The following is a 25,721-nucleotide window of genomic DNA, read 5'->3' as shown; positions in this document are numbered from 1 at the left end:
TTGCGATCGCCGGGGTCGCGCCGTCAGTTGACCGCGCGCTCCCGGCCCTGCCAATAGGGATCGCGCAAAAGGCGCCGCATGACCTTGCCCGAAGGCGTACGCGGCAAGGCCTCCACGAAATCGATCGATTTGGGGACCTTGTGCCCGCCGATGCGCGAACGGGCGAAGGCCAGGATCTCGGCTTCGCAGGGCACACTACCGGGCCGCAGCACGACCACTGCCTTGACCGCCTCGCCCCAGCGTTCGTCGGGAACACCGATCACGGCGACTTCGGCCACCGCCGGGTGGCCGTAGATCGCGTTCTCCACTTCGGCCGGATAGACGTTCTCCGCTCCGCTGCAGATCATGTCCTTGAAGCGGTCGCAGATATAGAGATAGCCCTGCGCGTCGAGGTAACCGGCATCGCCAGTGCGCAGCCACCCCTCTCCGTCGACCACCTCGCCGGTCTTGTCGGGCGCGTTCCAGTAGCCGATCATGTTCGCGACCGAGCGTGTTTCCACTTCGCCCACCTCACGCACGGCAAGCGGCGTGCGTGCGATGGGTTCGACCACGCGCAGTTCAACGCCGGGCATCGGCAGTCCGGCCGACCGCATGCGCTCGTTGCCGGCGGGATCGTGGTCCTCGGGCGGCAGGTAGACGATCGTGCCGCAAGTCTCGGTCATGCCGTATTGCTGGACGAATTCGCAGGCAAAGACCTCCGTCGCCTCGCGCAGCAGGTCTAGCGCGATCGGACTGGCCCCATAAAGCATCGTGCGAAGGCGCGGAAATTCGCGCTCGCGAATGCCCGGACGGGTCAGGAGAATCTGGATGGCGGTGGGCACCAGGAAGGTCTTGCTCACCCCTTCTTCGGCCAACGCGTCGATAAAGGCATCGGGCACGAACTCGGCGTGGATCAACGTGGTGGCACCGTTGTAGAAGCCCACGATCGCCCAGCCCACCCCGCCGATATGACCAAGCGGCAGGGCCACGAGGTTGACGTCCCCTTCCTGCCATTCGTTCCAACGCATGTTCGCGCGCATAGAATCGCGGCGACCAGCCAGGATATTGGCGTGGCTGAGCATGACTCCCTTGGGCTCTCCGGTCGTGCCCGAGGTGTAAAGCTGGATCGCCGCCTGCGTCGCCTCGACTTCGGGAAGCCCCGGGTTCTTCCCCGCGGCCCCCGCCAGCCAGGCCTCCCATTCGGGATAGGCGCTCCCCGGCGAGAGGGCGATGCAGCCCCCTCCCGTCAAGCTCGCCGCGTATTGGTCGATCACGGCGAACTGATCCTCTTCCACAAAGAGAAGTCGCGCCTCGCTGTGACGCAGGATCGCCTGCGCTTCGGGAACCGCGAGCCGCCATTGCAGCGGCACGAGAACGATGCCTGCGCGCGCGGCGCCGAACATGAGTTCGAAAAAACGATCGCTCCCCTTGCCGATGAACGCGACGCGCTCCCCCGGCGCGACCCCGCTCGCGAGCAGGGCCGCGGCCACGGCGCTCACGCGTGCATCGAGTTGCGCCCAGTTCGTCGCGTGCCCGCCAAACCGCATGGCGGGTGCATCCGGATGAAGCTGCGCATAATATGCGGGAATGTCGCCGAGCCGCGGCATGCGTTCGAAATCGATCTGCCGGGGGCGCGCGTCGATCGCACTGCCCCCTTGTGTCCGGACGTCTCCCATCGCCGTACCCCCAAGCTGTTCGTTTCGCGGATCTCTGTCCCGAGTCCATCCTTATTTAATTAATCAATTAAGTTCGGTCGCGCAAGCCACCACCTCAGGCCCGCACGCTCTCCAGCAGGACCGAGGCGACATGCTCGCTGTAACGGCGGCGCAAGTCATCGTCGATTTCCTCCACTCCGAAGGCGAACTTCAGCGAATGGCGGGCATTGAACAGGTGGTCGCACGAGCCGATCACCGAAAAATAGAAAAGCATGGGATCGATCTTGCGGAACAGCCCTTCGCGCTCGCCCTGTTCGAGGATGCGCCGCTGGGCATCGGCCAGCGTCTGGGTGAAGCGTTCGGCAATGAAGCGCGCGGCTTCCGAATCGCTTTCGAAGGACAGGACCGCAACCAGTCGGTTCATGTAGGGATAGCGCCAATATGTCTTGATCACGCCGTGTACGTGGTGGCGCAGTTTCTGATCGGCGGGCATGTCGGCGTTCACCAGCGCTTCGAGATTGGCGAACGTGCCGCCCGCGTCGCGCTCGAGCAAGGCCATGAACAGGCCCGCCTTGCTGCCGAAATGATAACGGATGAGTGCGGCGTTGAGCCCCGAACTCTCCGCGATGTCGGCAAAGGTCACATCGGCCGAATTGCGTTCGACCATGAGACTGCTGGTCGCATCGAGCAGCAAGTCGGCCGTCGAGACCTTCGCATTCTTCCTGCGTCGCCCGGCTGGCTTCTTCCTGCCTCGAACCTCCGTAACCGCCACCTGATACTCCTTGCTGGCCCGCACCACGCGGACATTCCCAAAACGTTCGCGCCGCACTAGAGGCGCGTTGACACATATCCCAGTTCAATCGCGCGCTGCGCGGTGCGCAGTCGCCCACTTTCCCCCAGCTTCGCGCTCGCCTTCTTCATGTGAAAGCGCACGGTGGGCGCCGCAAGGCCCAGAATCGTGGCGATCTCCCCGTCGGTCTTGCCCGCCGCAACGAGCTTGAGGCACTGCACCTCGCGCCGGGTCATCGTGCAGAGCCCGACCTCCGGCACTCCATGCGCCACCCCATCGCAGGCCGAAATGAAACGCGTCGCCATCCCGTGCAGAACAAGGGCATGCTCCTCGAACACCTCGCGCACGTCGAGCCCTTCGCGGTCGGTCGCCCAGACCACCGCACCGATCGTGCTGCGCGGCAAGCGCACCGGAACGACGATCGCGCTGCGCACGGCGTAGTTCACGCTGCGAGCGAGGCGCCCGAGCTTGTCCGAAATCCGGATCGGCCGCCAGCCGCCGATCACCCCGTCCTCGAAGTGGAAGGGTTCACCCAGGTGGCGAACCATCGCGACGATCGCGTTGCGCAAGGCAAGATCGCCCTTTTTCCAATACCCTTGCGCCGGTTCGGTGAAATCGAAATGGCTGGCAACAGGCTTGCCGTCTTCGTCAAGCGTGGGCCGCGCCGAGCTTATGTCGGCGCATGTCGCGACCAGGGGCAGGCCGATTTTCCGGCCTTCTTCGCGCAATTGCAGGGCAAGTCCGCCCAGTTCCGTCTTCCGTCCCATACCCCTATCGATTCCGATAGCTTTTGCGCCGCGTCGCAGAATGTAATTATGCAAGTAAACAATAAGTACGCCAAGCCCTAAAAAAGGGACCGCAGGAGAGGGGAATGAAGATGCGCAGAACAGCACTTGCGAGCAGCACGGCCCTGATGGCTTTCGGGACGTTTCTCGTGCCGGTCGACCGGGCGCGTGCGCAAGGCGGCAGCGAAGCCGAACCGAGCATGCCCGAAATCATCGTCACCGCCCAGCGCAAAAGCGAAAGCATCTACGAAGTCCCGCTCGCGGTGCAGGCGCTCAGCCAGAATACCCTGGAGGACCTGCGCATAGACAACGTGAATGCGCTGGCGACGGCCGTGCCCGGGCTCAGTGTCTCGCCGGCCTATTCGGGGGTGCCGATCTTCACGCTGCGCGGCATCGGCTTCAACACCGTCAACATCACGGCGACCTCGACGGTGGGCATCTATCAGGACGAACTCGCCTACCCCTACCCTTCGATGGCGGGTGGTCCGATCTTCGATCTCGAGCGCGTCGAGGTGCTCAAGGGACCGCAAGGCACGCTCTACGGCCGCAACACCACGGCCGGCCTGATCGACTTCATCACCGCCAAGCCGCAATTGGGCACCACGTCCGCAAGCATCCAGGGCGAATTCGGCAATTACCAGACCTACAATTTCGAGGGCATGGTCAACCTGCCGCTTGGCAAGTCTGCGGCGCTGCGCGTCGCGGGCCGCTGGGAGAACAGCGACAAGGGCTGGCAGATCGACCAGACGCGCGGTGATCGCCTGGGCAAGAAGGACCGCCTTGCAGGCCGCGCCTCGCTCGCCTTCGAGCCCGACAGCGACTTCGCCGCCTTCGTCTCGGTCTCGGGCTGGCGCGACCGTTCGGATACCCAGGCGGGACAGGCGATCAGCCTCAACCTCACCAACCGCCTCTCGCTCGCCTCGCCCTCCTTCGGCCCGGGCGACGCGAACGTGCCCGGCCTTATCGACTACCTGGCGAACTACCAGCCGACCAAGGCCAACCAGGCCGGCTTCAACACCCCCGAGCAACTCGGCCAGACGGTAGGCCTCGCGCCCGGCATCGGCGCACCGCGCGCGGACAGCGACTTCATTTCGGCGCAGTTGCGCCTGACCTGGACGCCCAACGATCGCCTGCGCATCATTTCGATCAGCGGCTACAACGACTTTTCCCGCAAGGACGTGGTCGACTTCTCGGGCGCGCCCTACGAGATCATCGCAACGCGCTACGATGCGGCGATCAAGTCGTTCCAGCAGGAAGTCCGCGCCGAAGTCGACGGTGACGGCTTCGACTGGACGATCGGAGGCTATTTCGCCCACGACACCATGCACGAGAACACGGTGTTCCTGATCGGCGAGAATTCCTCGGTGCGCTACTTGCGCCTCGCCACGCTCGGCATCCTGGCCAATCCCGTGCTCAACGCGATCTTCAACACTTCCGGTTTCACCGCCAGCGACGTCGCCGACGCGTTTCGCGCTGGCGGCGGGCGCTCGCGCGGCAAGTCCGACACGATGAGCGCCTTCATGAACGGCGAGGTCGAACTGGGGGCGCAGGTCACACTCACCGGAGGGCTGCGCGTGGGAATCGACAAGACCCAGCTCGACGGCTGCTCGACCGAGGTCAACGGCAATTACCTGCCCATCGTCAACACCGCGGCGCGCGCGATCATCTTCGGCACTTACGGGGTCATCGCGCCCGAAGTCGTCAAGAACGGCTGCACGACGTACGATCCGGCCACCAACACCGACCACGAGGTCCATTCGCAACTCAGCCAGGACAACGTCTCGGGCCGCCTCGCGCTCCAGTACGAACCCAATTCCGAGACGCTTCTGTTCGCCTCGGTCGCGCGCGGCATCAAGTCGGGCAACATCCCGATCGTACCGGCCAACCGCGCGGTGCAGTTCACGCCGGCCTCGCAGGAGAAGCTCACCGCCTACGAACTCGGCGCGCGCCTGGGGCTCTGGGGCCACAAGGCGCAAGTCAACGTGACCGGCTTCTACTACGATTACACCGACAAGCAATTCAGCTCCTACGTCCCAGACCCGACCTTCGGCGCGCTGCAAAGGCTGGTGAACATTCCCAAGTCGCGCGCCTGGGGCATCGATGGCGAAATCGTGCTCCAGCCGATCCGCGAACTCACGCTGAGCTGGAACGCCACGTATCTCGACACCAAGGTGAAGGACTATGTGGGCGCCAATGCGGCGGGCATAGCGACCGACTTCAGCGGCTCGGACTTTTCCTTCGCGCCCAAGTTCTCGACCAGCGCGACGGCGGTGGTGACGGTGCCGCTGTCGAGCACGCTCGATTTTCGCACCACGCTCAACGGCAGCTACCAGTCCAAGACCCACTCCGATTTCGGCGAGGATCCCCTGTTCGCGATCAAGGACTATTTCCTGCTGAACGGCAGCATCGGCATCGAGAGCAGCGACCGGCGCTGGGGCGTCTCGGTCTGGGGCCGCAACATCACCAATACCTATTACTGGACGAGCGTGGTCGACAACCAGAACCTCAACGTGCGCTACGCAGGCATGCCGCGAACCTATGGCCTCACCCTTAGCTACGGTTTCTGAAGGAGAATTGCATGGCACGCGTGCAGACAGTCGACACGTCCGGTCCCACTGCCGGCACGCCGGCCACCCCTGCCTCCCAGCCGACCATCGATTTCCGCAGCCCAGCCGGCGCACCGGCCTGGTACGCTCCGGAATCGGTGGCCTGGCAGGTCTACAAGAACCCGATCTCGCTGTTCGTCGGGGGCATTACCGCGGTCCTCCTCGAACTGGGCGAACCGCGCGTGCGCGAGGGGGTCTGGGGCCATTCGATCTTTCCCAAGGATCCCATCACCCGGCTACGTCGCACCGGGCTTGCCACCCACGTCAGCGTCTACGCCCCTCGCGAGACCGCCACGAAGCTGATCCGGGGGGTCGTGCGAATGCACGAGAAAGTGCGCGGGACGACGCCCGAGGGCGAAGCCTACCACGCGAATGACCCCGTCCTGCTCGACTGGGTTCAGGCCACGGTCGGCTACGGCTTCATGGAAGCCTATGCCAAATGGGCCTGCCCGCTCGACGACGCCGAGCGCGACCGCTTCTATGTCGAGAGCGAGCCGATCGCCCGGCTGTTCGGCGCTACGGGCGCACCGCTCAGCCTGGCCGAACAGCGGGCCTGCTTCGAGGCGATGAAGCCGCGCATCGTGGCGCACCCCATCGTCTTCGAATTTCTGGGCATCATGGAGCGCACACCCGCGCTGCCGCTGCCCTTGCGCCCCTTCCAGCGCATCCTCATCCGCGCCGCGATCGACACCCTTCCGGGCTGGACGCGGGCGCAACTGGCACTCGACACCCCGCGCTGGCGCCTCGCGCGCTGGGAACGGCATCTGGTGGGCGCCCTTGGCGCACTGTTCGAACGCCTCGCGATCCGCAGCGCGCCCCCCAGCCAGGCCTGCCTGCGCATGGGGCTGGGGTACGACTGGCTCTACCGCAAGAGGAAGCCAGTCGCCTGAGCGCATTGGCCGATCAGACGGGCAGTCCCACGTAGTTCTCGGCGATCGAACGCTGCGCCGCCTCGCTCGAGGCGATGTAGTCGAGTTCGGCCAGCTGCATGCGTCGTTCGAACGCGCCGTCCTCGGGGAAGCGGTGCATGAGCTTGGTCAGCGTCCAGCTGAAGCGCTCGCTCTTCCAGACGCGTGCCAGGGCTTTCTCGGAATAGCCCGCGATCGCATCGGCATCGTTCGCCTTGAAATAGCCGAGCAGCGCCTCGGCAGCGTAGTGCACGTCGCTTGCGGCGAGGTTCAGCCCCTTGGCCCCGGTCGGCGGCACGATGTGCGCGCTGTCGCCGCAGAGCATCAGGCTGCCGTGACGCATCGGCTCGAAGACGTAGGAGCGCAACGGCGCAATCGACTTCTCCAGCGAAGGGCCACGGGTGATTCGCGCCGCCGCGTCGGGGCCGAGGCGGATGGCCAGTTCGTCCCAGACCCGGTCATCGGACCAGTCCTCGACCTTTTCGGTCAGCGGCACGTCGATGTAATAGCGGCTGCGCGTCTCGCTGCGCATGGAGGCAAGCGCGAAGCCGCGTTCGTGGTTGGCGTAGATCAGCTCGTGGTTGCACGGGGGCACATCGGCAAGGATGCCCAGCCAGCCGAAAGGGTAGACGCGTTCGTAGCCACGGCCCACGCTTTCGGGGATCGCCTTGCGCGACGGCCCGTGGAACCCGTCGCAGCCGACGATGAAGCGCGCATCGAGGCGCTGTTCCACGCCGCCCTTGGTGAACGTCACGTAAGGCGCATCGCTCTCGATCTCGTGGAGCGCGACATCACCGGCCTCGTAGATCACTTCGAGCCCGCGTGCGGCGCTGGCCTCCATCAGATCACGGGTCAGTTCGGTCTGTCCGTAGACCATCACTTCCTTGCCGGTGAGCGCCTTGATGTCGATCCGGATCAGGCGCTCGCCGTCGGCAAGGTTGAAGCCATCGTGGGGCAGGCCTTCGGCCTTCATCCGCGCGTCGAGCCCCAGACGCTCCATCAGCCCGACCGTCACCTGTTCGAGCACGCCCGCGCGAATGCGCGACAGGACGTAAGGCCCGGTCTGCCGCTCGAGGACGACGCAGTCGATCCCTTCCTGGCGCAGGAGATGCCCCAGCAGGAGCCCTGCGGGACCTGCACCGATAATCGCCACCTGAGTACGCATATGCCTTAGACCCTTTCCCGTTCGCGCATGAAGTCTGCGCTTCGTCGAAGCGACTTGTGGCGCAACCCGGGGTCGGTGCGGAAGGGCCGCGAGAACCATTCTTCAGGTACATTTGGGACAACCCGTAATGGCCAAATCGCTCATAACTGGACGCAATGCGAGGTCAGATTTTCCCGAATTTCGTAATCTGTTTGGCAATCACCTTGGCGGGCTTGGAGACAAACTAGGGTCAAACACGCCAGCCAGACTGGCATCGAGAGGACATGGCACGGAACCTGTTCAGGCCTCCCCGCCCCCCGATGCGTGCGCCCTTCAATCCTGCAGGAAAGCGGCCAGCGCCTCGCCTGTGCGCACCGGACTGTCCTGAACGGGAAAACCACTGACGTCGGGCAGGACGATCGATCGGCCTTGTCGCAAGTGCCCAAGCGCCTCGTCGCGGTAGGCGAGGAAGTAAGTGTCGCGCGCGCCATAGAGAAGCAGGGTCGGCGCCGTGATGCGCGGCATCAGCCGGGTGAAATCGGTCAGCGCCACGCCGCGCTCCTGCGGCCGGATCCAGTGCCCGGCGACACGTCGGCTCGCGTTCTGTTCAGCCGCGATCTCGCGCGCGTGGTCGAGATGGAACACCGCCTTCGAAAGCGCCGCGTCCGTTGGCAAGGGGTCCCCTTCCGCGCTGAACTGACCGTCGCGCGCCTGCTTCGCCTCCTTCTCGAGAATGGCCTCCCAGCTCGTCCCTGCGCCCAGCACGCACGAGGGCAAGGCCAGCTTGCCGACGAGTTCAGGACACAGCGCCGCCAGAGCCACCGCTACGCAGCCGCCAAGCGAAGTGCCAGCCACGTGCACATGGCCGAAACCCAACGTTCGTCCCAGTTCGAGCAGCGCCCCGCGCACCAGCATCGCGGTCTCTTCGACGGTCTGTACCGCGGGCGGCGTGCCGTTCCAGCGTGATTGGCCGTGTCCGGGCAGATCGATCGCGATCACCGGGCGGTCCTGCGCCAGGAGCGGAGCCACGCCGCGCCAGTCCGCGACCCAGCCCCCCAGCTTGTGCAGCAGGACGACCGGCGCCCTCTTCGCCGCAATGTCCGTCTTCGCATCGAGGAGCGCGTAGTGCAGTACCCCGCCTGCCCGCGCGAGCGTTCCGTGGCGGGTCCAGATATCGTCCGGATCGGGCGCGAATTCGACCTGCGCGCGCGCGCCGCGCGGGCTTGCGGCAAGGCCCAGTCCGGCAACAAGGGCACCCATCGAAAGGGCATGTCCAGCCATGTCTCGGCGGCTCATCACGGTGCGCATCTCCTTCCAGGGCAAGCCGCGCGCCGGTGAAGGGCAGCCCCAAAAAGGTTTTGGCTTGCGCGCGTGTCCTCAGGCAACCTCCCGGCCCCGGACCGCCGGGTCGAGCCGAGCCCTCCGCGCTATCCGCCAGCCGGAATTGCGAATTTGCGCGGCAATGCCCGGTCAGAGGCCCCGCAGGACGAAGGGAATGTCAAGAAAACCTGGCACTTCGACCGGTTGTCCATCGCGCACGATCGGCGCCCAGCGCCAGTGCCGGACCGCGCCGAGTGCCGCCTTGTCGAGACGCTCGAACCCGCTGCTCGTGGCGACTTCGATCGTCTTTACCCGGCCATCGGTTCCCAACAGGACACGCAGGCGCACCGTCCCCTGCTCCTTGAGGCGACGACTCTCGAGCGGATAGCGCGGCGGCTCCCCTGCGATCATCCGAATGCCATTGAGGTTTGCCGAGGCCATTCCGACGGCACCCGCCGCACTCGACGTCGAGGCCGATGCGGCTTGCGCGGCCGGCGCAGGAGGTGGCGGCGGAGCGTCGACCCGAACCGCTGGCGGCGCGGCTACCGTCGCCGAAGCCAGCGTGAGCCGCGCGACCGGCACCGGCGGCACGACCGGTTCGGAAACCGGGATCGTCCGGTGCACATCCTCCACCGGCTTGGCTGCGGGGCGCTTTTGAGGTTCGCGATTCGCTGCCGGAGGTGCGGCCGGTGTCAGGTCGATGGCGACGACGTGGGCAGGCTCCTTGCGGTGGAGTACGCTCGCGCCAAGGCTCAGCAGCAGGGGTATGGCCAGGAGCTGCACGCCCAGCGCCGCAGCCAGCCCTGCCGCATTGGGCCCGCGCCGCTCGCCATAGCGCTGGGCTTGCTCGCGAACAGGTTCGACGCGGCGCTGCTCGGCATCACCAATCTCCGGTTCTGCCGGAAATGACACGATGAGCTCGGTGACGTCGGGTTCGCGTTGCAGCAGCATAATGCCTCACTGATATTCCGCATCGGCGGCAGACATAAAAATTATTGCAATTAGTTCGCAATAGTGGAAACTTAGAGTTCGGGCTGCGACGCGGAGATGAAGCGAATTCCCCGCCACCGAAAGCCACCCCCAAGCACAGCAAAATTGATATTGCAAATGATTCGCATTGTCAATTATACGGCACTCTGTTAGCCGCCGCGTGCAAGCGCCCCTCCGTCATACCGACGAAGCTCTTGCAATGCCGCCAAAGTCTTGCCCCTCAGGAGGTCCGGTTTGAACAGCGCCCATCCCGCGGCCACGCAGGCTCGCAGTCCCTTGCGCGAGGGCGAACCGGTGCCGCCTGCCATTCCCCGCCCGGCCACCAATTCGCGCAAGGCCGGCAAGCCGAAGCCGAAGCCGCAGGGCAAGTCGATGCGCCAGTTCTGGCTCAAGCAATTCCGTACCTGGCATTGGGTCAGTGCCGCGATGTCGCTGACCGCCATGCTGCTTTTCGCGGTAACCGGAATCACGCTCAACCATGCCTCGGCGATCCCGGCTACGCCCGTCGTCGTCTCGAAGGACGCCGCGCTTCCCAAGTCGCTCCTGCATGCCCTCACAGGGGACATGGCCGAGAGCGCCCCCCTGCCCGAAGCTGTCGCCGCCGAGGTGGACGAGCTCGTGGGCATCGACGTGCGCGGCGAGCCGGTCGAATGGTCACCCGAAGAGGCCTATGTCGCCATTCCGGGGCCCGGGCGTGACGCCTGGGTCAGCATCGATCGCGCGAGCGGCGCGATCGCCTCGGAACGCACCGATCGCGGCTGGATCTCGTTCCTCAACGACCTGCACAAGGGCCGCCATACCGGCAGCGCCTGGTTCTGGTTCATCGACGCCTTCGCGCTCGCCTGCATCGTCTTCACCATCACCGGCCTGCTGCTGCTGCAGATCCACGCGAAGAACCGCCCATCCACCTGGCCACTCGTCGCGGGCGGAACGCTGGCGCCGATCGTGATCATCATCCTGTTTCTCCATACCTGATCTACCCGAGGGCACATTCCCATGAAGAAGAGCTTGATACTCGCTGCCGGCAGCGCGGGCGCGATGGCCGTTCCGGCCGGCGCGGCGACCATCACCGTCACCATCCCGCGCCTCCAGGTTGCCGAATACAACCGCCCTTACGTCGCGGTCTGGGTCGAGCCGACCGATGGCAGCAAGCCCCGCACACTTGCGGTCTGGTACGACGTCGACAAGACCGGCCACGAGCCCGGCACCAAGTGGCTTGCCGACTTGCGCACTTGGTGGCGCAAGGGCGGGCGCAGCCTCGCGATGCCCGCCGATGGCGTAAGCGGCGCGACCCGTGCCCCCGGCGCCTACCGCATTCCCGTTCCCGCCAACCTCAAGGCGGGCAGCTACACGCTCTACGTCGAGGCGGCGCGCGAGGAAGGCGGACGCGAATTCGTTTCCGTGCCCCTCCAGGTCCCCGCCAAGGACGCGCGCGCCAGCGGGTCGCGCGAACTCGGATCGATCACCATTTCCGCCCGTTGAACAGGGAAACTAGCATGCTGAAGAAAACGCTTCTCCTCGCGGCAAGCGCGCTTGCCGCGGCCTCGGCTCCGGCGAGCGCCCACAACTTGTGGCTGCTGCCCTCGATCACGGTCCTCTCCAACACCGGACAGACGGTGACGGTCGACGCCGGAGCCTCGACCCACGCCTTCGAACCCAACCACGCCGCAGTCGGCTCCGAACAGGTCCGCGTGCGCGAACCCGACGGCACGCAGGGCAGCGTCACGAATGCCGCGAAGCTGGCCAACCGCGCGGTCTTCGACGTCGCGATCGACAAGGAGGGCACCTGGCGCATCGGCATGACCCGCGAGGGCATCAGCGGCCGCTTCAAGGTGAACGGCGAGGACTGGATGGTCGGTGGCCGGCGCGGTCCGCCCCCCGGTGCGGCCTCTGGTGCCCCCCCGCGCGGCGGCGCGCAAGGTCCGCGCCCGGGCGAAGGTGGCCGTGAAGGCGGCCCCGGTGGTCCCGGCGCCCCCGCAGGACCGGGCGGCCCTGGCGGCCGCATGCGGATCGATCCCGCGCACATGGTGGCCAGTGTCGCGGACATCCCGGCCGGCGCGACCGATCTTGATCTGACCGAAAGCGCGAGCACCAACGAGTTCTTCGTCACGGCCGGCAATCCCACCCCGGCGAGCTTCACGCCGACCGGCAAGGGCCTTGAATTCGTGCCCGAAACGATGCCCACCGACCTTGTCGCCGGTGAAGCCGCCCGTTTCCGCTTCCTTGTCGACGGCAAGCCGGCGGCCGGCCTCAAAGTCGAAGTAATTCCCGGCCCCGCGCGCTTTTTCGAAGCCGCCGACACCCAGACCCTAACCACCGACGCCAACGGCGTCCTCACCGTCACCTGGACCAAGCCCGGGTTCTACTGGCTCAACACCGAGTACGCGGACAGCAAGCCTTCGGACAGCCACGCGCAGAAGCGCAAACTGGGTTACACCGCCACGCTCGAAGTGGTGGCTCCGTGACGACCCTGGCTCGGGCACCGCGTATTGCGGTGCCCGAGCAAATCCAGCCGGGCGCCTTTCGCGGATTCGACCGCGAGGCCCAAATCCTTGCGCTGGCGGGTACAACGATGGGCACACGCTGGAATGTCCGGCTTGCCGCTGCAGATGTGACGCAAGGCCCGCACCTGACACGTCTCGTACAGCAAAGGCTCGACGATCTCGTCGCGCAGATGAGCCATTGGGACGAAAATTCGGACCTGGATCGCTTCAACCGGGCACCGGCCAACAGCTGGCATCACCTGCGCCCCGACTTCGCCAAAGTCGTCGCCTCCGCCCTTGCGATCGCCGACGCCTCGGACGGCGCCTTCAGCCCCGCCCTCGGCCGCCTGACCGATGCCTGGGGGCTGGCGGCGCGGCAGGTCGACGTATCGCCCGCCGCTGCCGAACTTACATCCCTGTCCGCCCACTCGGACTGGCGGACACTTGCTTTCGACCCGCTGGGTGCGCGCCTGCGCCAACCCGGTGGACTCTGGCTCGACCTTTCGGGCATCGCCAAGGGCTATGCCGCCGACGCCGTGGCCGACCTGCTGGCCGCGCACGACTTTCACCACGCCCTCGTCGAGATCGGCGGCGAGTGCGCCGGGCGCGGCCTGAAGCCTTCGGGCGAGCCCTGGTGGGTCGACGTGGAAACGCCACCGGGCCTTGCCACGCCCCCCTTGCGCGTCGCGCTCCACGCGCTCGGCATCGCGACCTCGGGCGATTACCTGCGCGGGGCCCACACGCTCGATCCCCGGACCGGGCAGCCTGCGATCCACGCGACGACCGCGGTCACCGTGCTCCACCCCCGCTGCATGCACGCCGACGCCTGGGCCAGCGCGCTTTGCGTCCTCCGTCCCGAAGAGGCGCGCGCCCTGGCCTGCCGCGAAGGCCTGATGGTCCGCCTTCTCCTGCGCGACGGCGAGGAATGGCTTTCACCGGCTTTTTGCAAATTGCTCTGAAGTGCAACGATGTCGGAGCCGCGATACAACCCGATGCACAATGATGCAGTTGCGGCAAAGTGCTGCGACAGGTCGACGGTAGTCTGCGACCCATCGAGACGATCTCGAGGGGACACACGACCATGCTGCCTTGGAAACCACTTCTGGCCTCGCTTGCCGCTTCGTCGATCGTCGGCGCATTTGCAACGGTCGTGTTGGGCCCGACGCCGCCCGCACCGACACACGACACCTACCTCGGGCGCTTCACGGTCGAGGCAAGTGCCCTGCCGGCCACCCGTCCAGCAGAGCCTGGCCAGACGGCGTTCGAGCGAACCGCCGAAACCATCGACCTTTCGGCACCCTCAGGGTGCTGCACGCGCACCTGACGGCTGCTTCGCCGCCGCGCCCCGAACGCGCCGAATCTGGCTGGCGCTGCGTGCGTGAAGGCACCGGCTGCCCGGTGTCCTGCCTCATCCCTGCACATTCGATTTGCGCACGAAACCTTGCACGCGCTGCAAAGACACGCTCGCAGGCAGCACGCGCGATCGTTTCGCCGGAGCATGCTGCCCTTCGCCTGCGAATTGCGCGGGACGCGCCGAACCGGCGTGAAAGCGGGCTTTCACAGCCCTCGCACCATGAGGCCAGCCGCAAGTGCCGCCCGAAGACAATTGCCAATCACGGAAAGCCAGCCGCGCTTGCCGCGCGGCGCGAGCCCCCCTCCAACATACTGTTACAAATTGATTCTTGCTCTTAATGCTAACGGTTCGCATTACCAATTTTGGTGAGCATCCATAGGAATTAAGGGGAATCAAGTGTCTCGTAATCGCGCAATCTATCAGGCTGCGACGGCCGCACCCGCGTGCCTCGCCCTGAGCTGCGTCACATTCCTGGCCGCACCGGCCTTGGCGCAGGATGGCAGTGCCGAAACCCGCCTTGGCGGCATGACCGTGACCGACACCGCCATCGACGAGGACAACGGCTACAAGGTGGAAAGCGTCCAGTCGCCCAAGCACACCGCACCACTCGCCGAAACGCCGCAGACCATCCAGGTCATCACGAAGAAGGTGCTGCTCGACCAGGGCGCGACCACACTTACCGAGGCGATGCGCAACGTCGCGGGGGCCGGCACCTTCAACGCCGGCGAAGGCAATGGCGGCCCAACGATGGGCGACGCGCTCTACATGCGCGGTTTCGACATGTCGAACAGCATCTACGTCGATGGCGTGCGCGACCTCGGCACGATCTCGCGCGATGTCTTCAACATCGAACAGGTCGAAGTCACCAAGGGCGCGGCGGGGACCGACTACGGACGCAGTTCGCCCGGCGGTTCGATCAACCTTGCCTCGAAGCAACCCACGCTCAAGGACAGCGTCGATGCGAGCCTTGGCTACGGCAGCGGCGACTTCAAGCGTGGCACGCTCGACATCAACCACAAGTTGTCCGAGACCGTCGCCGCGCGGCTGAACTTCATGGGCCAGGACGCGGGCGTGGCGGGTCGCGACCATGTCGAGAACAACCGCTGGGGCATTGCCCCCTCGCTCGGCTTCGGGCTCGGCACCGATACGCGCGTCTTCGTGAACCTGCTCCACGTCGAACAGAACAACGTGCCCGACAGCGGTGTCTCGCTGGTCGGCTGGAGCGGCTATTCGGGTACCAACGAAGCGCTCAACACGGCCACCAAGGCCAATCGCAGCAACTACTACGGCAGCACGGATTCGCACGACGATTCGGTCGCCACGATGGCCACGCTCATCGTCGAACACGATTTCGGTGCTGCGACGACCTTGCGCAACACTACGCGCTGGGGGCGTACCACGCAGGACTTCCTCGCCGTCACTGCAGGCGGCGTGACCTATGACGTGGACGATCCCTCCGCCTCGACCATTTCGCGCCTGGGCGCTGCCAAGGATCTCAGGAACGAGATCCTCACCAACCAGACCAACCTCAGCTCGCGCTTCGACACCGGTTCCATCCGCCATTCGCTCAGCGCAGGCGTCGAACTGACGCGCGAGAAGCAGACCAACTACGGCCTCACCAAGACCGGTTCGCTGACATCGCTCAGCCTTTACGATCCCGAATACACCGCAAGCGGCCTCACCATCGCGCGCAGCGGCGACAACGCCTACTGGCAGACCGACACGGTCGCGGCCTACCTGTTCGACACCGTCTCGCTGACCGAGCGGGTCCAGCTCGACCTTGGCCTGCGCTACGACCACTACAAGACGACCTACGCTTCCAGCTCGGCCGATCTCGAGGCCGATGGCGACCTGTTCACCTACAAGCTCGGCGCGCTCTACAAGCTGACCGAAACTGGCAACATCTATGTCAACTACGCCGTTTCGCAGCAGCCCCCGGGCGCGACCGGAAGCTTTGGCGCCTATTCGCTGTCCTCGAGCGAAAGCAGCGCAAGCAATCCGAACATGGACCCGCAAAAGGCCCGCACCCTGGAGGCCGGGACGAAGTGGGAGCTGTTCGACAAGAGCCTGCTGCTGACCGGTTCGGTCTTCCGCACCTGGATCGAGAACGAGGTCTACGCCGAGGACGACGGCACCTATTCGCAGATCGGCAAGAAGCGCGTGACCGGCGTCGAACTGACCGCCACCGGCCAGATCACGCCCGACTGGAACGTGATCGCCTCCTACACCCACCAGAAGACCGGGATCACGGTCGGCGAGGCGACCGCGCAAGATGGAACGTCCTCGCTGCCCTATGCCCCCGAGAACGCGTTCTCGCTGTGGACCACCTACCACACGCCGGTGGGCCTCACGATCGGCGGCGGCCCGCGCTATACCGGCGTCGTCAAGCGCCAGGCGAAAGTCGCGACGACGCCGAGCGAAATTCCCGACTACTGGGTGGTCGATGCCATGGCCAGCTACACCATCAACGAGCACGCCGACATCCAGCTCAACGCGTTCAACATCTTCGACAAGAAGTACATGACCTCGATAAACTACCTCGGCTTCCGCTACACGCCGGGCCTCGAACGCTCGGTGCGCGCGACGCTCAACCTGCACTTCTGACCCTCGGGCCAGATCAAGCGGGAAGCCCCGGTGCCGCCCGTGCACCGGGGCTTCCCGTTCAAAGGACAATGACACCATGATGCTGCATATTCCCGGCGTCCTCTCGCGCGAGCAGGTGCGAGCGATGCGCACCGCCATCGAGGCCGCCGACTGGATCGACGGACGCACCACCGGGGGCAACCAGGGCGCGCAAGTAAAGCGCAACCGCCAGTTGCCCGAGGATTCGCCCGTCGCGCGCGAACAGGGCCTGATCGTGCTCGAGGCACTGCGCGCCAATTCGAGCTTCTTTCGCGCCGCTCTGCCCGCGCACTACATGCCCCCGCTGTTCAACCGCTACGCCGGCGAGGGCAACGAGACCTATGGCTACCACGTCGACGGCTCGCTGCGCGGGGTTCCGGGCTCCCCCCAATGGCTGCGCACCGACGTCTCGACCACGCTTTTCCTGACCGACCCCGACGAGTACGAGGGCGGTGAACTCCAGGTGCTCGATACCTATGGCGAACACCGGGTCAAGCTGCCGGCGGGGGACCTCATCCTCTACCCCTCGACAAGCGTGCACAGCGTCGCGCCGGTCACGCGCGGCGAGCGGATCTGCTCGTTCTTCTGGACCCAGAGCCTCATCCGCGAGGACGCGAAGCGCACGATGCTCTACGAAATGGACCTGGCCATCGACGCCTTGCGCCAGCGCCACGGGGATTCGCAGGAAACGGTGACGCTCGCCGCGCAATACCACAACCTGCTGCGGCTCTGGAGCGAGCCCTGACCGGCTTCGAGTTTCCCGGCCCGATCCCGCAAGTTCCAGCCCGGATCGAAAGGCCCGCCAAAGCTCCAAGGCCCTCAATCCTTACGAAAAAGGGACTATCCCCGAAACCGAATTAGGGAAAACCCCGATGAGAGCGGCCTTGTGCACGCGCTAATGTGGCGATGGACGGAGAGCCGGCACATCGCGCGGCTTTCCGTCCCGTCGATCGATCCCTGTCACGGCGCTCCCAAAAGGCGCCTCGGGCGCCTCGCTCGGCGCATCTAGCCTCGCGCGCGCCTCCCGCGTTCGCAAGGTACCTGCAAGAGGACGGCGAGATGGAACAGGAATGCCGCGCAAGTCGGCGGACACAGGGATGGCATCATCAATTCGAAGCGAATGGCGGCGCCTCGTTCCGCGTGGCTTATGGCCTCGGCGCGCTGGCCCTTGCCCTGGCCTGGCAGGCACCCGCCCGGGCCCAGACGCTGGACGACAATTACTGGATCAACGTCCAGGCCTTCTATCCCCGGGTCGACACCCAGGTGCGCGTCACCGCCAAGACCGAAACGCAGATCGGCACCAACATCGATCTGGAGAAGGACCTCGACCTCGATCGCGAGAACGTCGTGCCCGCCGTCTCGATCGGGTCGCGCTTCGGACATGTCGTGGTCGGCGCGGACTATTTCCGGCTCAAGCGCTCGGGCGAAGTGGGGTTGCAGCGCGACATCACCTTCGATGACACGACCTATCCCGCCGAGGCCAGCGTACGCAGCGGCTTCAACAGCAACATCTACCGCCTGACCGTAGGCTACGCCTTCATCCAGAAGCCCGACCTCGAAGTCGGCGGCGCAATCGGTCTTCACGCCACCAACTTCCGGATCTCGATCTCGGGAGAGGCCTCGGTCGGGGGCAGTTCGATCGATGCCACCACGCGGGTCAAGAAGGTCTTCGCGCCCCTGCCGACGGTCGGCCTGTTCGCCACCTGGAAGATCGCCCCCCGGCTCGAAGCTGCCGGTCGGGTGGACTATCTCTCGCTCAAGGTGGGCGACTACGACGGCAAGCTGGTCAACGTGCAGGCCGGCGTGAACTATCGCGTGTTCGACCATGTCTCGCTCGGGATCGCCTACCGCTACGTGGACTATCGCCTCGGCGTCGACAAGGAGTACTGGGACGGGCGCGTGCGCTACAAGCTCAACGGACCGGCGCTCATCCTCCAGGGCTCGTTCTGACAACCTCTGCGTGATGGCCTGCCCGGTCTTCAGGGGCGGGTCATCACGCGAAGCAGCGGAACGCAGACGATGCCCGAGACGATCGCGGCGAGCGCGATCGCCGCGGGCGCCTCATCGGCCAGCGGAAAGCTGTGCGTCGCGATGGCGATGGCGGCGCCCGGATGACGCGTGGCCGCCGCCAGCGCCAACGCCGAACGGTTGCCGCGTTCCCGCCCCCCGAACAGATACCCGAAGACCACGCCCGCAGCCACCGAGAGCGTCAGGACGACGAGCGTTCCCTCCCCGATGACCCCCAGGATGCCCGGCACGAGCAGGACCACCAACCCGAGCATGCCCACCAGCAGCAGCGCGGTTCCCACCCGGCTCGCCCAGGTGGCGACAGGCGCGACGAACCGGCCGAGCAAGGGCCGCGCGATCAGCCCGAGCACGAGCGGCGCCAGGATCGTGACTAAGAGAGGGGCCGCGACGCCCATCGGGGTAAGCGTCCCGGAATGGGCGTCGAGCAGCGTGGCCGCGAAGGGCACGCCCCAGGGCGCGAGTACGATCGAGGCCAGCGTCGCCAGGATCAGGAGGCCGGTGACGTAGTCGGCACTCGCCCCCAGCTTGACCTGCTTGGCGGGCAAGACCGGGGGCACCGGCGAGAAGGCCAGCGCGACGAGCGCCACCTTGACGTCGGGACTGATGTCGAGCCAGGCCGCCAACGCAATGGCAACCGAGGGCACGATCACGAACATGGCGATCAGTGCGCCGAGCCCCTCTCGCCAGTTCGCGATCATGTAGCCCAGGTCCGCGAACCGCGCGCGCAGCGATAGCGCGAAAAGCATCAGCACGATACTGAGGGCAACCCCCAGCTTGAGCGCAAGCACGATGGTCATGGCGCCCTCCTCCTTGCGCTCCGCTCGCCGTCCACGGGTTCAGCGCGGAGGATTGACCACGACATACTGGACCGATGAGCCGGAGTAACGCGGCTCGTACCACGTGCTGCCGCATTGCGAGTAGCTGACGCCGTTGACGATCACCGTGCTGCAATCGGGCGGGATGGAGCGCACGATGCTGCCGACCACCGCCGCCGTCACCGCCACCGTCGCGGCGGTCTCGAGCGGATGCCAGTGATCGTCCCAACTGTCCCAGTGGTCGTAGTGGTGGTGATTGTCGTAATGTCCACCGTGGGGCGGTGGAGGTGGGCGACCATGGTCGTAATGATGGACCGAACCGTGCGAACTGCCGCGCGCAGGAGGTCGCGAGTGACCGCCCCCGTGGCCGCCACCGTGACCACCTCCTCCAGGTGGGCGCCCGCCACCGCCGCCGGGTGGCCGTCCGCCGCCTCCGCCGCCCGGCCGGGGTCGGCCCTGGGCCATGAGCCCCGCATCGGGCAAGCCGGGATCGCCCGAGACGCGTGCGCGCGCCGGCACGGTATCGGTGGGCACGGGCATCGCCTCGATCGAGACGCTCGCCAACACGAGCGGAAATGCGCTGAACAGCGCTGCCCCCTTGCCGCCAAAACGCGTCATTGGGCTTCTCCCTGTACTGCCGGAATTTCGGTGATCGCGATCTTGTGCGCGCCCGCCGGCGGGGTGAAGGCCAGTTGCGCGACGCTGACCGGCGTCGTCAGGTCCCACTGCAACACGGCCGAATACTGTGGCATGGCCTCGTCGTCGCGGTTGGTGATCACCAGCTTGCACGGCAGCGGCTGCCCGCCCTGGTCGATCCAGACCTGCCAGTCGACGTGCTCCTGCCGGAAGGCGTAGTGCATACAGGTGCGATTGCCGATCGTCTCGGGTCGAACCACCAAGGCTGCCTGCACGCGGCTGCGGATGGTCTGATCGGTTCCCCAGAGGAACAGGTCGGCGAGCGGAACCTCGATGTCGAACTGGGTGCGCGCCTTGTCGACCGTCTGCCCGATCGTCGAGGGTGCGGCAAAGCTGGCGAAATAGCCAAGCTTGGGCGCGAAGATGGTGAAGCTCTTGCCGTCGTAGTACATCTCGCGGCTCTGGGTGTCGGCCTTCGTCGTCACCTTGAACGCGCTCGGTCGATGGACCTGGAGTTCAACGCCGCCACTGAACTGGATCTTCTGCCCATCCTCGAGGACGACCTCGTTGGTGGCGTCGGATTTCACGGTAAAGCTCACCAGTTTCTGCAACGCGGCGCTCATCGCGTCGACCGCGGCCATGGCATCGGGATCGATCGGGTCCGCCGCGGGCGCGGCGACATCCGCGCTCGCATCGTCCTGCGCGGTAGCGCTCTGCGGAGCGGCCAGCCACAGGCCAGCCAACACCGCGAGGCCCGCCGTTCGAACCGCCAGCCTTTCCCGCAACCGTTCCCGTCGCATGTTCGTCTTGCGCATCGCTTTTCCCTCCTCCTCATTCCGGTCCGGGCCGGCGTTCGCGAGATGCCGACTATCCCCTCCACAGGCTCCGAGCCCCATCGGGAATTGTGCTGAGTGCAAAGGGGACAGACCCTTGGCCGGGTCGCGACCGGATGTCGCAGATGTCCCGGTTCATTTGGGAAACAGGAACGTCGTCACGAAACGCAGCCCCCAGGTCGGCCCACCCGCCGGACGTTCGGCATAATAGCGCGCGCCGAGCGCGAAGCTCATCGGCTGCTTGCCGATCGTGTAGACATGGCTCACCACGAAATTGAGCGGCACCGTCCAAGTCTTGGACTTCCAGTCGCGGGTGGTTTCGGTGTTGAGCGTGAAGGCCGTCGAATCGGGCAGGGTCTTGGTCACGAAGGGCTGGATGAAAGTGGCGCTCACCCCCGGGCGATGCGAATCCCCGGCATAGGACCAGATGTGGTTGGCGAGCAGGCCCAGGGTCATCCCGCCCCCCTGCTTGAGCACGACCACCGTCGGCCCTGCGCCCCACTTCTCGCCCGAGAACCCCGTCTTGCCGGTCGGATAGAGCATGACCGGCCCCACGCCCCAGACAAGACCATTCTTCGCCTCCTTGGGCGAGAGGAAGAAGCTCTGCACGACATCGCCCAGCCCGGTCATCCCGCCCGCGCCCTCGACCGTCTCGCCCTGGCTGATGACGGGGAGGATCGTGCGGGTGATCAGGTTCCAGTCCTTGCCGACCGAAAGCGGGATGACGGGCTGGATGTTCACCGTCAGCCGGTCGCCATCCGCCGGGCCGTAGCAGCAATCGTAGTTGAACTGAATCGGCACCGAGATGAGGTTGGCCACCGGGTTGGCCAACTGTTCGGCAAGGTCCGCGCCCGAGCTTTCGGCGGGTGTCGCTGCCGTCTCGTTTTCCTGCGCGTGCAGCGCCGGAGCGGCCAATGCCGCAAGAAGGCCTGACAGGGCGACAACGCATGCTTTCATGAAGACAATTCCCTTTCGAATCCGGGCCTCTAACCTCGCGCGGCCGCACGTGAACCGACCATCGGCATTAACCCGTAGATGCGCGTGAACACGCCGCGAGCGCGCGCCATGCCCGCCCGACGCGATACGCCCGAAGCGAAAGGCCCTGCGGGCAAGGGACAAGCCGCAGGGCCTTTCGCAGCTTCACCCCGCAGGCATCTTCATGTGCAGGGGAATTGTGAAATCGAGCCAGAAGGACGTACCCTCGAGCCGGTTGGTGGCATCGAACTCCTCCATCACTCGCCCCCGGAAGGTCGCGGGCATCCCCCCCATCATGACCGTCGTCGCCGCCGTTCCGCCCAGAGCGAAGACTTCGCCGCGGAACGGACCGAGCGCCCCGCCATCGTCGCTCACCTGCTTCTGGTAGTAGCCCTGGACGCCGAGCGAGAACTTGGGCGAGAAGGCTTTCTCGATCGCGCCTTCGAAGTGAATCTCGTCGCCGCTGTCGTACCCGGAATCGCGGTTGTGCCCGTTGCCGGTGTAGCCCCCCTTCGCGGTCAGGTCCCAGCCGCTGTCGGCATCGTGCCACGACAGCGCCAGCGAACCATCAACCGCCCAACGGTGCAGCGAGAGGTTGGCGAGCGCGCCTTCGCGGTAGTGGCCGATGGGCACGTTGGTCATCGTCGAGACCTGGATGTTCAGCTTGCCCGCCGCCCAGCCCATCTGGGTGAGCACCACCGGGTCGCCGGTCGTGAGCGCGCTGTCGTGCACCGAGGCGGCGAATGCGGCCCCTCCCGGCGCCGTCAACAGGGCATCGACGTCGATCATCGGCGCGCCGATCGGCTGGGTGACCCCGATCGCCAGGGTTCCGCCCAGGAAATTGGTCGAGGGCACGAAGAGCAGCGTTTCGAAGTCGGCGACGATCGTCGTGTCGAGACCGACCGCGATGTTGCCATTGACCGGAAAGCTGCGGTCGGCCTTGGCGGAACCGTCATAGACCCAGGTCAGCTTGTCGTAATAGACCCCCTCGAGTGGAGGCATCACCGCCGTCCCCGGTCCACCCGAGCCCAGCAGGTAGAGCGAGGCCCCGCTTTCAGTCGCCTGCGCCTCGCCCGAAGCCATCACCAGGGCCAGAGCGCCGATTACCCCCGCCTGCGATGCATGCCGTGCCAGCCAATTCATAGTCGGTCTCCGCCGAGAATCTGTATCCTGCGTCAGCCTAGGCACCCAAAGTCTCGCGCGAATCCGGAATTACCCGCAGGCAAGCCGCTGATCGCCCCTCGCCCCCGGGCTCAGAAGGCCTCACCGATACCGAAGTAGTAGGCCGCCCCGTCCTTGCCCCAGGCCACGTCGAAGCGCAGATTGACGTTGTTCGCGCGCGAAGCGAGGTAGCGCAGGCCAACGCCCCCCGAACCCAGCACGTAGCTGTGCTTCCAGATGTCCTTGCTGCTTTGCGCGATCCCGCCGACGCCCCCGAAACCGACCATGCCCAGCTTTTCGGTCAGCCCCTGGCGCAGTTCGAGCTGGAACGCCCAGGTCGCCCCGTCACGGTAGCGTCCCGCCTCGTAGCCGCGCAGATCCGCGTGCTGCCCGAACATGCACACGTCGTAGAAGGGCGCATTCCCCTTCACCGCGCAGGCCGTCTTGCGCACCGCCAGCACGGTCTTCTTGCCGAGCGGGAAATAACCGGTCGAGAGGATCTCCAGCTTGCGGTGTTCGAAATCGCTGCCCAGGAATTCGGCGCCGAACATCCAGGTTCCGGTCACCAGCACACCCTTGTGCGGATTGAAGGGGTGGTCACGCGTGTCGAAGGTGAACGATGGGCCGATGGCGGACACGGCGCTGCGCAATTCGAAATCGGGCAGTTCAAGATCGGGATGCCCCGGGGTGGGAATGCTGAGCGCGGAGCGCACGCGCAAATAGCTGACCCGCGCCCCGACGTGGAGGTTCGAAAGCAGTCCATGGTCGAACAGGCGCACCTCGCCATCGAGATAGGCCGTGGTGCCGCGATTGCGCAAATCGACCGAGATACCCGTCTGCCCCGCATTCGCGCCGATGCCATAGAACTTGAGTTTTGCATCGGCATAGCCGGCAAGCGCCGCGACGCGGAAGCGGTCGCCGCCGAACGACATCTGGTGGAAAAGCCCCCCGCCCCAGGTGTCGGTGCTGGTATAGCCGGCGCCCACCGCCGTCACCCAGGGCGTGGGCTCGTCGTTGGGGTTGTAATAGAGCACGCCCGCCAGCATCAGCCCGGTCCCGAGGGCCGGATTGGAAACGGGGATTGGGGCCACCACCAGATCCTTTCCGAAACGCGGACCGCCGCGAGGCGCCGGGGCCTCTGTGTGGACTTCCGGATCGGCCCCCGGCGTCAGCGTGTCGGCCTGCCTGTCGATTTCCTCGGGCAGGTTGATGGCCGCCTGGCCGAAAGCGGGCTCAGCGATGGTGCAAAGGCCCGCCATTCCGGCCCCGAAGACCACCGCATTCACCAGCCCCCGCATCGGCCATCCTTTCGTACCTTTTGCAACCAAACCAGGAGAGCTAGCCCGGCATCGCCGCGCGCGCCTATCGGGTGTACTCCCCAGAGAGACCCGTGGCGGACCGCCCCCCGGGCGGAGCACACCTCGGCAGGATGGGGATTCCACCCGATGGCGCCATGTCCGCACGCGGGCCATCCTCACCCCATGTTGCAACGCTACGCGCTCGCCTCGCTTTCCTGCGCCCTCGCGCTGACCCCCCTCACCCTGCGCGCACAGGATCTCGCCATGGCCGCGCCCGGCGAGCCGGCGACGACGTCCGGGCCTGCAGATATACAGGCGGTGAACTACGCGCCCGAAGGGGTTTTCGCCAATTCCTCCCAGGCACCGTGCTCGAACGATCCGGACGCCGAGACACCCTGCCCGGTGGCCGGTGCAAGTCGCGCCGCTATCGAGGCGGATAACCCCAAGCCCCGCCACCGCCTCTTCCCAATCGGCGGAAACGCCGCGATCGCGCGCGGCTATCGCATACCCGAACCCTGGGGACTGGGCATGCTGATGGTGTGGAACCGGACGAGCTTTGATTCGGAAAACTTGTCCGCCGCAGTCAGCAAGGGTAGCGCACCAGCGTCGGACGTGAACATGGCGCCCCTGCCTTTCGTGACCACCAGCAAGCTCGAAGGCGACAACCGCATGCTGGGGTTCAAGGCCGACCTCTGGCTGTTTCCGGGCGTCAACCTCTTCACGTCGATCGGCAAAGTGCGCGGCACCAACCGCATCGATGTGGACATCGACGTCGACGCCTTCGCCCCCTTCCCGTTCTGCCGACCGGCCAAGCCCTGCGGAACGGTGAACCTGCCGATCGAGACCAAGGTCTCGAATACCACCGTCACGCTGGGCACGATCCTCGTCTACGGCAACGAGCACTGGTTCGTGCTGGGCTCACTCGCCAAGACCGTAAGCATCTCCTCCAAGGAACGATCCGACGTGAAGTCGACGAACATCGGCCTGCGCGCCGGTCCGCGCTTCCGCCTGGGCGAAGATACGTATTTCGCGCCCTATTTCGGCGGCAACTACTTCGACCTCGACACCACGGTCCAGGGCGTCGTCGCCAGCGGCCCGGTGTTCGACGACGGCGACCCGATCTACTTGCGCTACAAGGTCGACATGGAAACGAAGGATCCCTTCGCGCTGGTCGCCGGTTTCAATGTCGAGCTGGGCCGGCATCTCTCGCTGCAGGCCGAACTCGAAGCGAGCCAGACCTCGACCCGAATCCTGGCCAGCACCGGCGTGCGTTTCTAAAGTTCTTATTTTACTATTGCGATGGACTCAGGGTTTACCCCTATGTTGCCTTGCGAGGGTT

Annotated in this window: 23 protein-coding genes; 11 read left to right on the top strand and 12 right to left on the bottom strand. The window is 65.8% G+C overall.

Annotation, left to right across the window (positions count from 1 at the left end):
* Positions 1-23 precede the first annotated feature (23 nt).
* The 3 genes from HT136_RS14220 to HT136_RS14210 form a co-directional block, all read right to left on the bottom strand.
* Entirely contained in the window at positions 24-1,655 is a 1,632-nt protein-coding gene (locus HT136_RS14220) for a long-chain-fatty-acid--CoA ligase (protein ID WP_246543709.1), read from the bottom strand.
* Between the two features lie 94 nt (positions 1,656-1,749).
* A complete protein-coding gene (locus HT136_RS14215; protein ID WP_214200449.1) occupies positions 1,750-2,406 on the bottom strand; it encodes a TetR family transcriptional regulator in 657 nt (218 codons plus the stop codon).
* Positions 2,407-2,462: 56 nt separating this feature from the next.
* On the bottom strand, positions 2,463-3,191 hold the full coding sequence (locus HT136_RS14210) for a helix-turn-helix transcriptional regulator (protein WP_214200448.1): 729 nt from the start codon (positions 3,189-3,191) through the stop codon (positions 2,463-2,465).
* A 110-nt stretch (positions 3,192-3,301) separates the two neighbouring features.
* Between HT136_RS14210 and HT136_RS14205 the strand changes: the two genes are divergently transcribed.
* The gene (locus tag HT136_RS14205; protein ID WP_214200447.1) at positions 3,302-5,776 is read left to right on the top strand and encodes a TonB-dependent receptor; all 2,475 of its coding nucleotides are present in this window, start codon (positions 3,302-3,304) and stop codon (positions 5,774-5,776) included.
* Positions 5,777-5,787: 11 nt separating this feature from the next.
* Positions 5,788-6,705 carry an oxygenase MpaB family protein gene (locus HT136_RS14200; protein ID WP_214200446.1) on the top strand — a complete coding sequence of 306 codons (918 nt, stop codon included), beginning with the start codon at positions 5,788-5,790 and terminating at the stop codon, positions 6,703-6,705.
* Positions 6,706-6,718: 13 nt separating this feature from the next.
* Here the strand turns inward: HT136_RS14200 and pobA are convergent, their stop codons facing one another.
* From pobA to HT136_RS26310, 3 genes are all read right to left on the bottom strand, one after another.
* Positions 6,719-7,888: a 4-hydroxybenzoate 3-monooxygenase gene (gene pobA, locus HT136_RS14195; protein ID WP_214200445.1), complete on the bottom strand. Its 1,170-nt coding sequence runs from the start codon at positions 7,886-7,888 to the stop codon at positions 6,719-6,721.
* A 312-nt stretch (positions 7,889-8,200) separates the two neighbouring features.
* Positions 8,201-9,163 (bottom strand): alpha/beta fold hydrolase, encoded by a 963-nt coding sequence (locus tag HT136_RS14190; RefSeq protein WP_214200444.1) that lies wholly within the window; start codon positions 9,161-9,163, stop codon positions 8,201-8,203.
* Between the two features lie 174 nt (positions 9,164-9,337).
* The gene (locus HT136_RS26310; protein WP_246543708.1) at positions 9,338-10,138 is read right to left on the bottom strand and encodes an energy transducer TonB; all 801 of its coding nucleotides are present in this window, start codon (positions 10,136-10,138) and stop codon (positions 9,338-9,340) included.
* 411 nt (positions 10,139-10,549) lie between these two features.
* Here HT136_RS26310 and HT136_RS14180 point away from each other — a divergent pair, with 411 nt between their 5' ends.
* The 8 genes from HT136_RS14180 to HT136_RS14145 all read left to right on the top strand — a co-directional run bounded on the left by HT136_RS14180 (position 10,550) and on the right by HT136_RS14145 (position 18,586).
* Positions 10,550-11,152, top strand: coding sequence for a PepSY-associated TM helix domain-containing protein (locus tag HT136_RS14180; RefSeq protein ID WP_214200500.1), 603 nt, complete (start codon positions 10,550-10,552; stop codon positions 11,150-11,152).
* Between the two features lie 21 nt (positions 11,153-11,173).
* Positions 11,174-11,659, top strand: a complete 486-nt coding sequence (locus tag HT136_RS14175; RefSeq protein ID WP_214200443.1) for a DUF2271 domain-containing protein — start codon at positions 11,174-11,176, stop codon at positions 11,657-11,659.
* Positions 11,660-11,673: 14 nt separating this feature from the next.
* Positions 11,674-12,642 carry a DUF4198 domain-containing protein gene (locus HT136_RS14170; RefSeq protein WP_214200442.1) on the top strand — a complete coding sequence of 323 codons (969 nt, stop codon included), beginning with the start codon at positions 11,674-11,676 and terminating at the stop codon, positions 12,640-12,642.
* A complete protein-coding gene (locus HT136_RS14165; protein ID WP_343222188.1) occupies positions 12,639-13,619 on the top strand; it encodes an FAD:protein FMN transferase in 981 nt (326 codons plus the stop codon). The genes HT136_RS14170 and HT136_RS14165 overlap by 4 nt, the downstream gene beginning before the upstream one ends.
* Before the next feature lie 122 nt (positions 13,620-13,741).
* Positions 13,742-13,984, top strand: a complete 243-nt coding sequence (locus HT136_RS14160; RefSeq protein WP_214200441.1) for a hypothetical protein — start codon at positions 13,742-13,744, stop codon at positions 13,982-13,984.
* Between the two features lie 426 nt (positions 13,985-14,410).
* Positions 14,411-16,618: a TonB-dependent siderophore receptor gene (locus tag HT136_RS14155; RefSeq protein ID WP_214200440.1), complete on the top strand. Its 2,208-nt coding sequence runs from the start codon at positions 14,411-14,413 to the stop codon at positions 16,616-16,618.
* A 76-nt stretch (positions 16,619-16,694) separates the two neighbouring features.
* Complete coding sequence (locus HT136_RS14150) at positions 16,695-17,381, top strand: Fe2+-dependent dioxygenase (RefSeq protein WP_214200439.1); 687 nt, start codon at positions 16,695-16,697, stop codon at positions 17,379-17,381.
* A 314-nt stretch (positions 17,382-17,695) separates the two neighbouring features.
* Positions 17,696-18,586, top strand: a complete 891-nt coding sequence (locus tag HT136_RS14145; RefSeq protein ID WP_214200438.1) for a porin family protein — start codon at positions 17,696-17,698, stop codon at positions 18,584-18,586.
* A gap of 29 nt (positions 18,587-18,615) precedes the next feature.
* On the opposite strand, the gene HT136_RS14140 is transcribed toward HT136_RS14145, so the two are convergent.
* The 6 genes from HT136_RS14140 to HT136_RS14115 form a co-directional block, all read right to left on the bottom strand.
* Positions 18,616-19,461 carry a bile acid:sodium symporter gene (locus HT136_RS14140; protein ID WP_214200437.1) on the bottom strand — a complete coding sequence of 282 codons (846 nt, stop codon included), beginning with the start codon at positions 19,459-19,461 and terminating at the stop codon, positions 18,616-18,618.
* A gap of 39 nt (positions 19,462-19,500) precedes the next feature.
* Entirely contained in the window at positions 19,501-20,097 is a 597-nt protein-coding gene (locus HT136_RS14135) for a hypothetical protein (protein ID WP_246543707.1), read from the bottom strand.
* Positions 20,094-20,930: a DUF2092 domain-containing protein gene (locus tag HT136_RS14130; RefSeq protein ID WP_246543706.1), complete on the bottom strand. Its 837-nt coding sequence runs from the start codon at positions 20,928-20,930 to the stop codon at positions 20,094-20,096. The genes HT136_RS14135 and HT136_RS14130 overlap by 4 nt, the downstream gene beginning before the upstream one ends.
* Positions 20,931-21,083: 153 nt before the next feature.
* Positions 21,084-21,905: a hypothetical protein gene (locus HT136_RS14125; RefSeq protein WP_214200436.1), complete on the bottom strand. Its 822-nt coding sequence runs from the start codon at positions 21,903-21,905 to the stop codon at positions 21,084-21,086.
* A gap of 183 nt (positions 21,906-22,088) precedes the next feature.
* Complete coding sequence (locus HT136_RS14120) at positions 22,089-23,066, bottom strand: SphA family protein (RefSeq protein WP_214200435.1); 978 nt, start codon at positions 23,064-23,066, stop codon at positions 22,089-22,091.
* Positions 23,067-23,176: 110 nt separating this feature from the next.
* Complete coding sequence (locus tag HT136_RS14115) at positions 23,177-24,382, bottom strand: BamA/TamA family outer membrane protein (protein WP_246543705.1); 1,206 nt, start codon at positions 24,380-24,382, stop codon at positions 23,177-23,179.
* Positions 24,383-24,565: 183 nt separating this feature from the next.
* Here HT136_RS14115 and HT136_RS14110 point away from each other — a divergent pair, with 183 nt between their 5' ends.
* The gene (locus HT136_RS14110) at positions 24,566-25,660 is read left to right on the top strand and encodes an outer membrane beta-barrel protein (RefSeq protein ID WP_214200434.1); all 1,095 of its coding nucleotides are present in this window, start codon (positions 24,566-24,568) and stop codon (positions 25,658-25,660) included.
* Positions 25,661-25,721: the final 61 nt, after the last annotated feature.

The sequence above is a fragment of the Novosphingobium profundi genome (genome assembly GCF_018491765.1).
GTDB classification, from domain to species: Bacteria; Pseudomonadota; Alphaproteobacteria; order Sphingomonadales; family Sphingomonadaceae; genus Novosphingobium; species Novosphingobium profundi.
This window is presented reverse-complemented; position numbering and strand designations above follow the sequence as displayed.

What these genes read in the sequence shown, in the direction of transcription:
- HT136_RS14135 (WP_246543707.1), bottom strand. Translation starts at nt 20,097, where the DNA reads ATGACGCGTTTTGGCGGCAAGGGGGCAGCGCTGTTCAGCGCATTTCCG.
- HT136_RS14200 (WP_214200446.1), top strand. Translation starts at nt 5,788, where the DNA reads ATGGCACGCGTGCAGACAGTCGACACGTCCGGTCCCACTGCCGGCACG.
- HT136_RS14170 (WP_214200442.1), top strand. Translation starts at nt 11,674, where the DNA reads ATGCTGAAGAAAACGCTTCTCCTCGCGGCAAGCGCGCTTGCCGCGGCC.
- HT136_RS14150 (WP_214200439.1), top strand. Translation starts at nt 16,695, where the DNA reads ATGATGCTGCATATTCCCGGCGTCCTCTCGCGCGAGCAGGTGCGAGCG.
- HT136_RS14210 (WP_214200448.1), bottom strand. Translation starts at nt 3,191, where the DNA reads ATGGGACGGAAGACGGAACTGGGCGGACTTGCCCTGCAATTGCGCGAA.
- HT136_RS14120 (WP_214200435.1), bottom strand. Translation starts at nt 23,066, where the DNA reads ATGAATTGGCTGGCACGGCATGCATCGCAGGCGGGGGTAATCGGCGCT.
- HT136_RS14125 (WP_214200436.1), bottom strand. Translation starts at nt 21,905, where the DNA reads ATGAAAGCATGCGTTGTCGCCCTGTCAGGCCTTCTTGCGGCATTGGCC.
- HT136_RS14190 (WP_214200444.1), bottom strand. Translation starts at nt 9,163, where the DNA reads ATGAGCCGCCGAGACATGGCTGGACATGCCCTTTCGATGGGTGCCCTT.
- HT136_RS14205 (WP_214200447.1), top strand. Translation starts at nt 3,302, where the DNA reads ATGCGCAGAACAGCACTTGCGAGCAGCACGGCCCTGATGGCTTTCGGG.
- HT136_RS14180 (WP_214200500.1), top strand. Translation starts at nt 10,550, where the DNA reads ATGCGCCAGTTCTGGCTCAAGCAATTCCGTACCTGGCATTGGGTCAGT.
- HT136_RS14130 (WP_246543706.1), bottom strand. Translation starts at nt 20,930, where the DNA reads ATGCGCAAGACGAACATGCGACGGGAACGGTTGCGGGAAAGGCTGGCG.
- pobA (WP_214200445.1), bottom strand. Translation starts at nt 7,888, where the DNA reads ATGCGTACTCAGGTGGCGATTATCGGTGCAGGTCCCGCAGGGCTCCTG.
- HT136_RS14115 (WP_246543705.1), bottom strand. Translation starts at nt 24,382, where the DNA reads ATGCGGGGGCTGGTGAATGCGGTGGTCTTCGGGGCCGGAATGGCGGGC.
- HT136_RS14110 (WP_214200434.1), top strand. Translation starts at nt 24,566, where the DNA reads ATGTTGCAACGCTACGCGCTCGCCTCGCTTTCCTGCGCCCTCGCGCTG.
- HT136_RS14220 (WP_246543709.1), bottom strand. Translation starts at nt 1,655, where the DNA reads ATGGGAGACGTCCGGACACAAGGGGGCAGTGCGATCGACGCGCGCCCC.
- HT136_RS14175 (WP_214200443.1), top strand. Translation starts at nt 11,174, where the DNA reads ATGAAGAAGAGCTTGATACTCGCTGCCGGCAGCGCGGGCGCGATGGCC.
- HT136_RS14160 (WP_214200441.1), top strand. Translation starts at nt 13,742, where the DNA reads ATGCTGCCTTGGAAACCACTTCTGGCCTCGCTTGCCGCTTCGTCGATC.
- HT136_RS14140 (WP_214200437.1), bottom strand. Translation starts at nt 19,461, where the DNA reads ATGACCATCGTGCTTGCGCTCAAGCTGGGGGTTGCCCTCAGTATCGTG.
- HT136_RS14145 (WP_214200438.1), top strand. Translation starts at nt 17,696, where the DNA reads ATGGAACAGGAATGCCGCGCAAGTCGGCGGACACAGGGATGGCATCAT.
- HT136_RS26310 (WP_246543708.1), bottom strand. Translation starts at nt 10,138, where the DNA reads ATGCTGCTGCAACGCGAACCCGACGTCACCGAGCTCATCGTGTCATTT.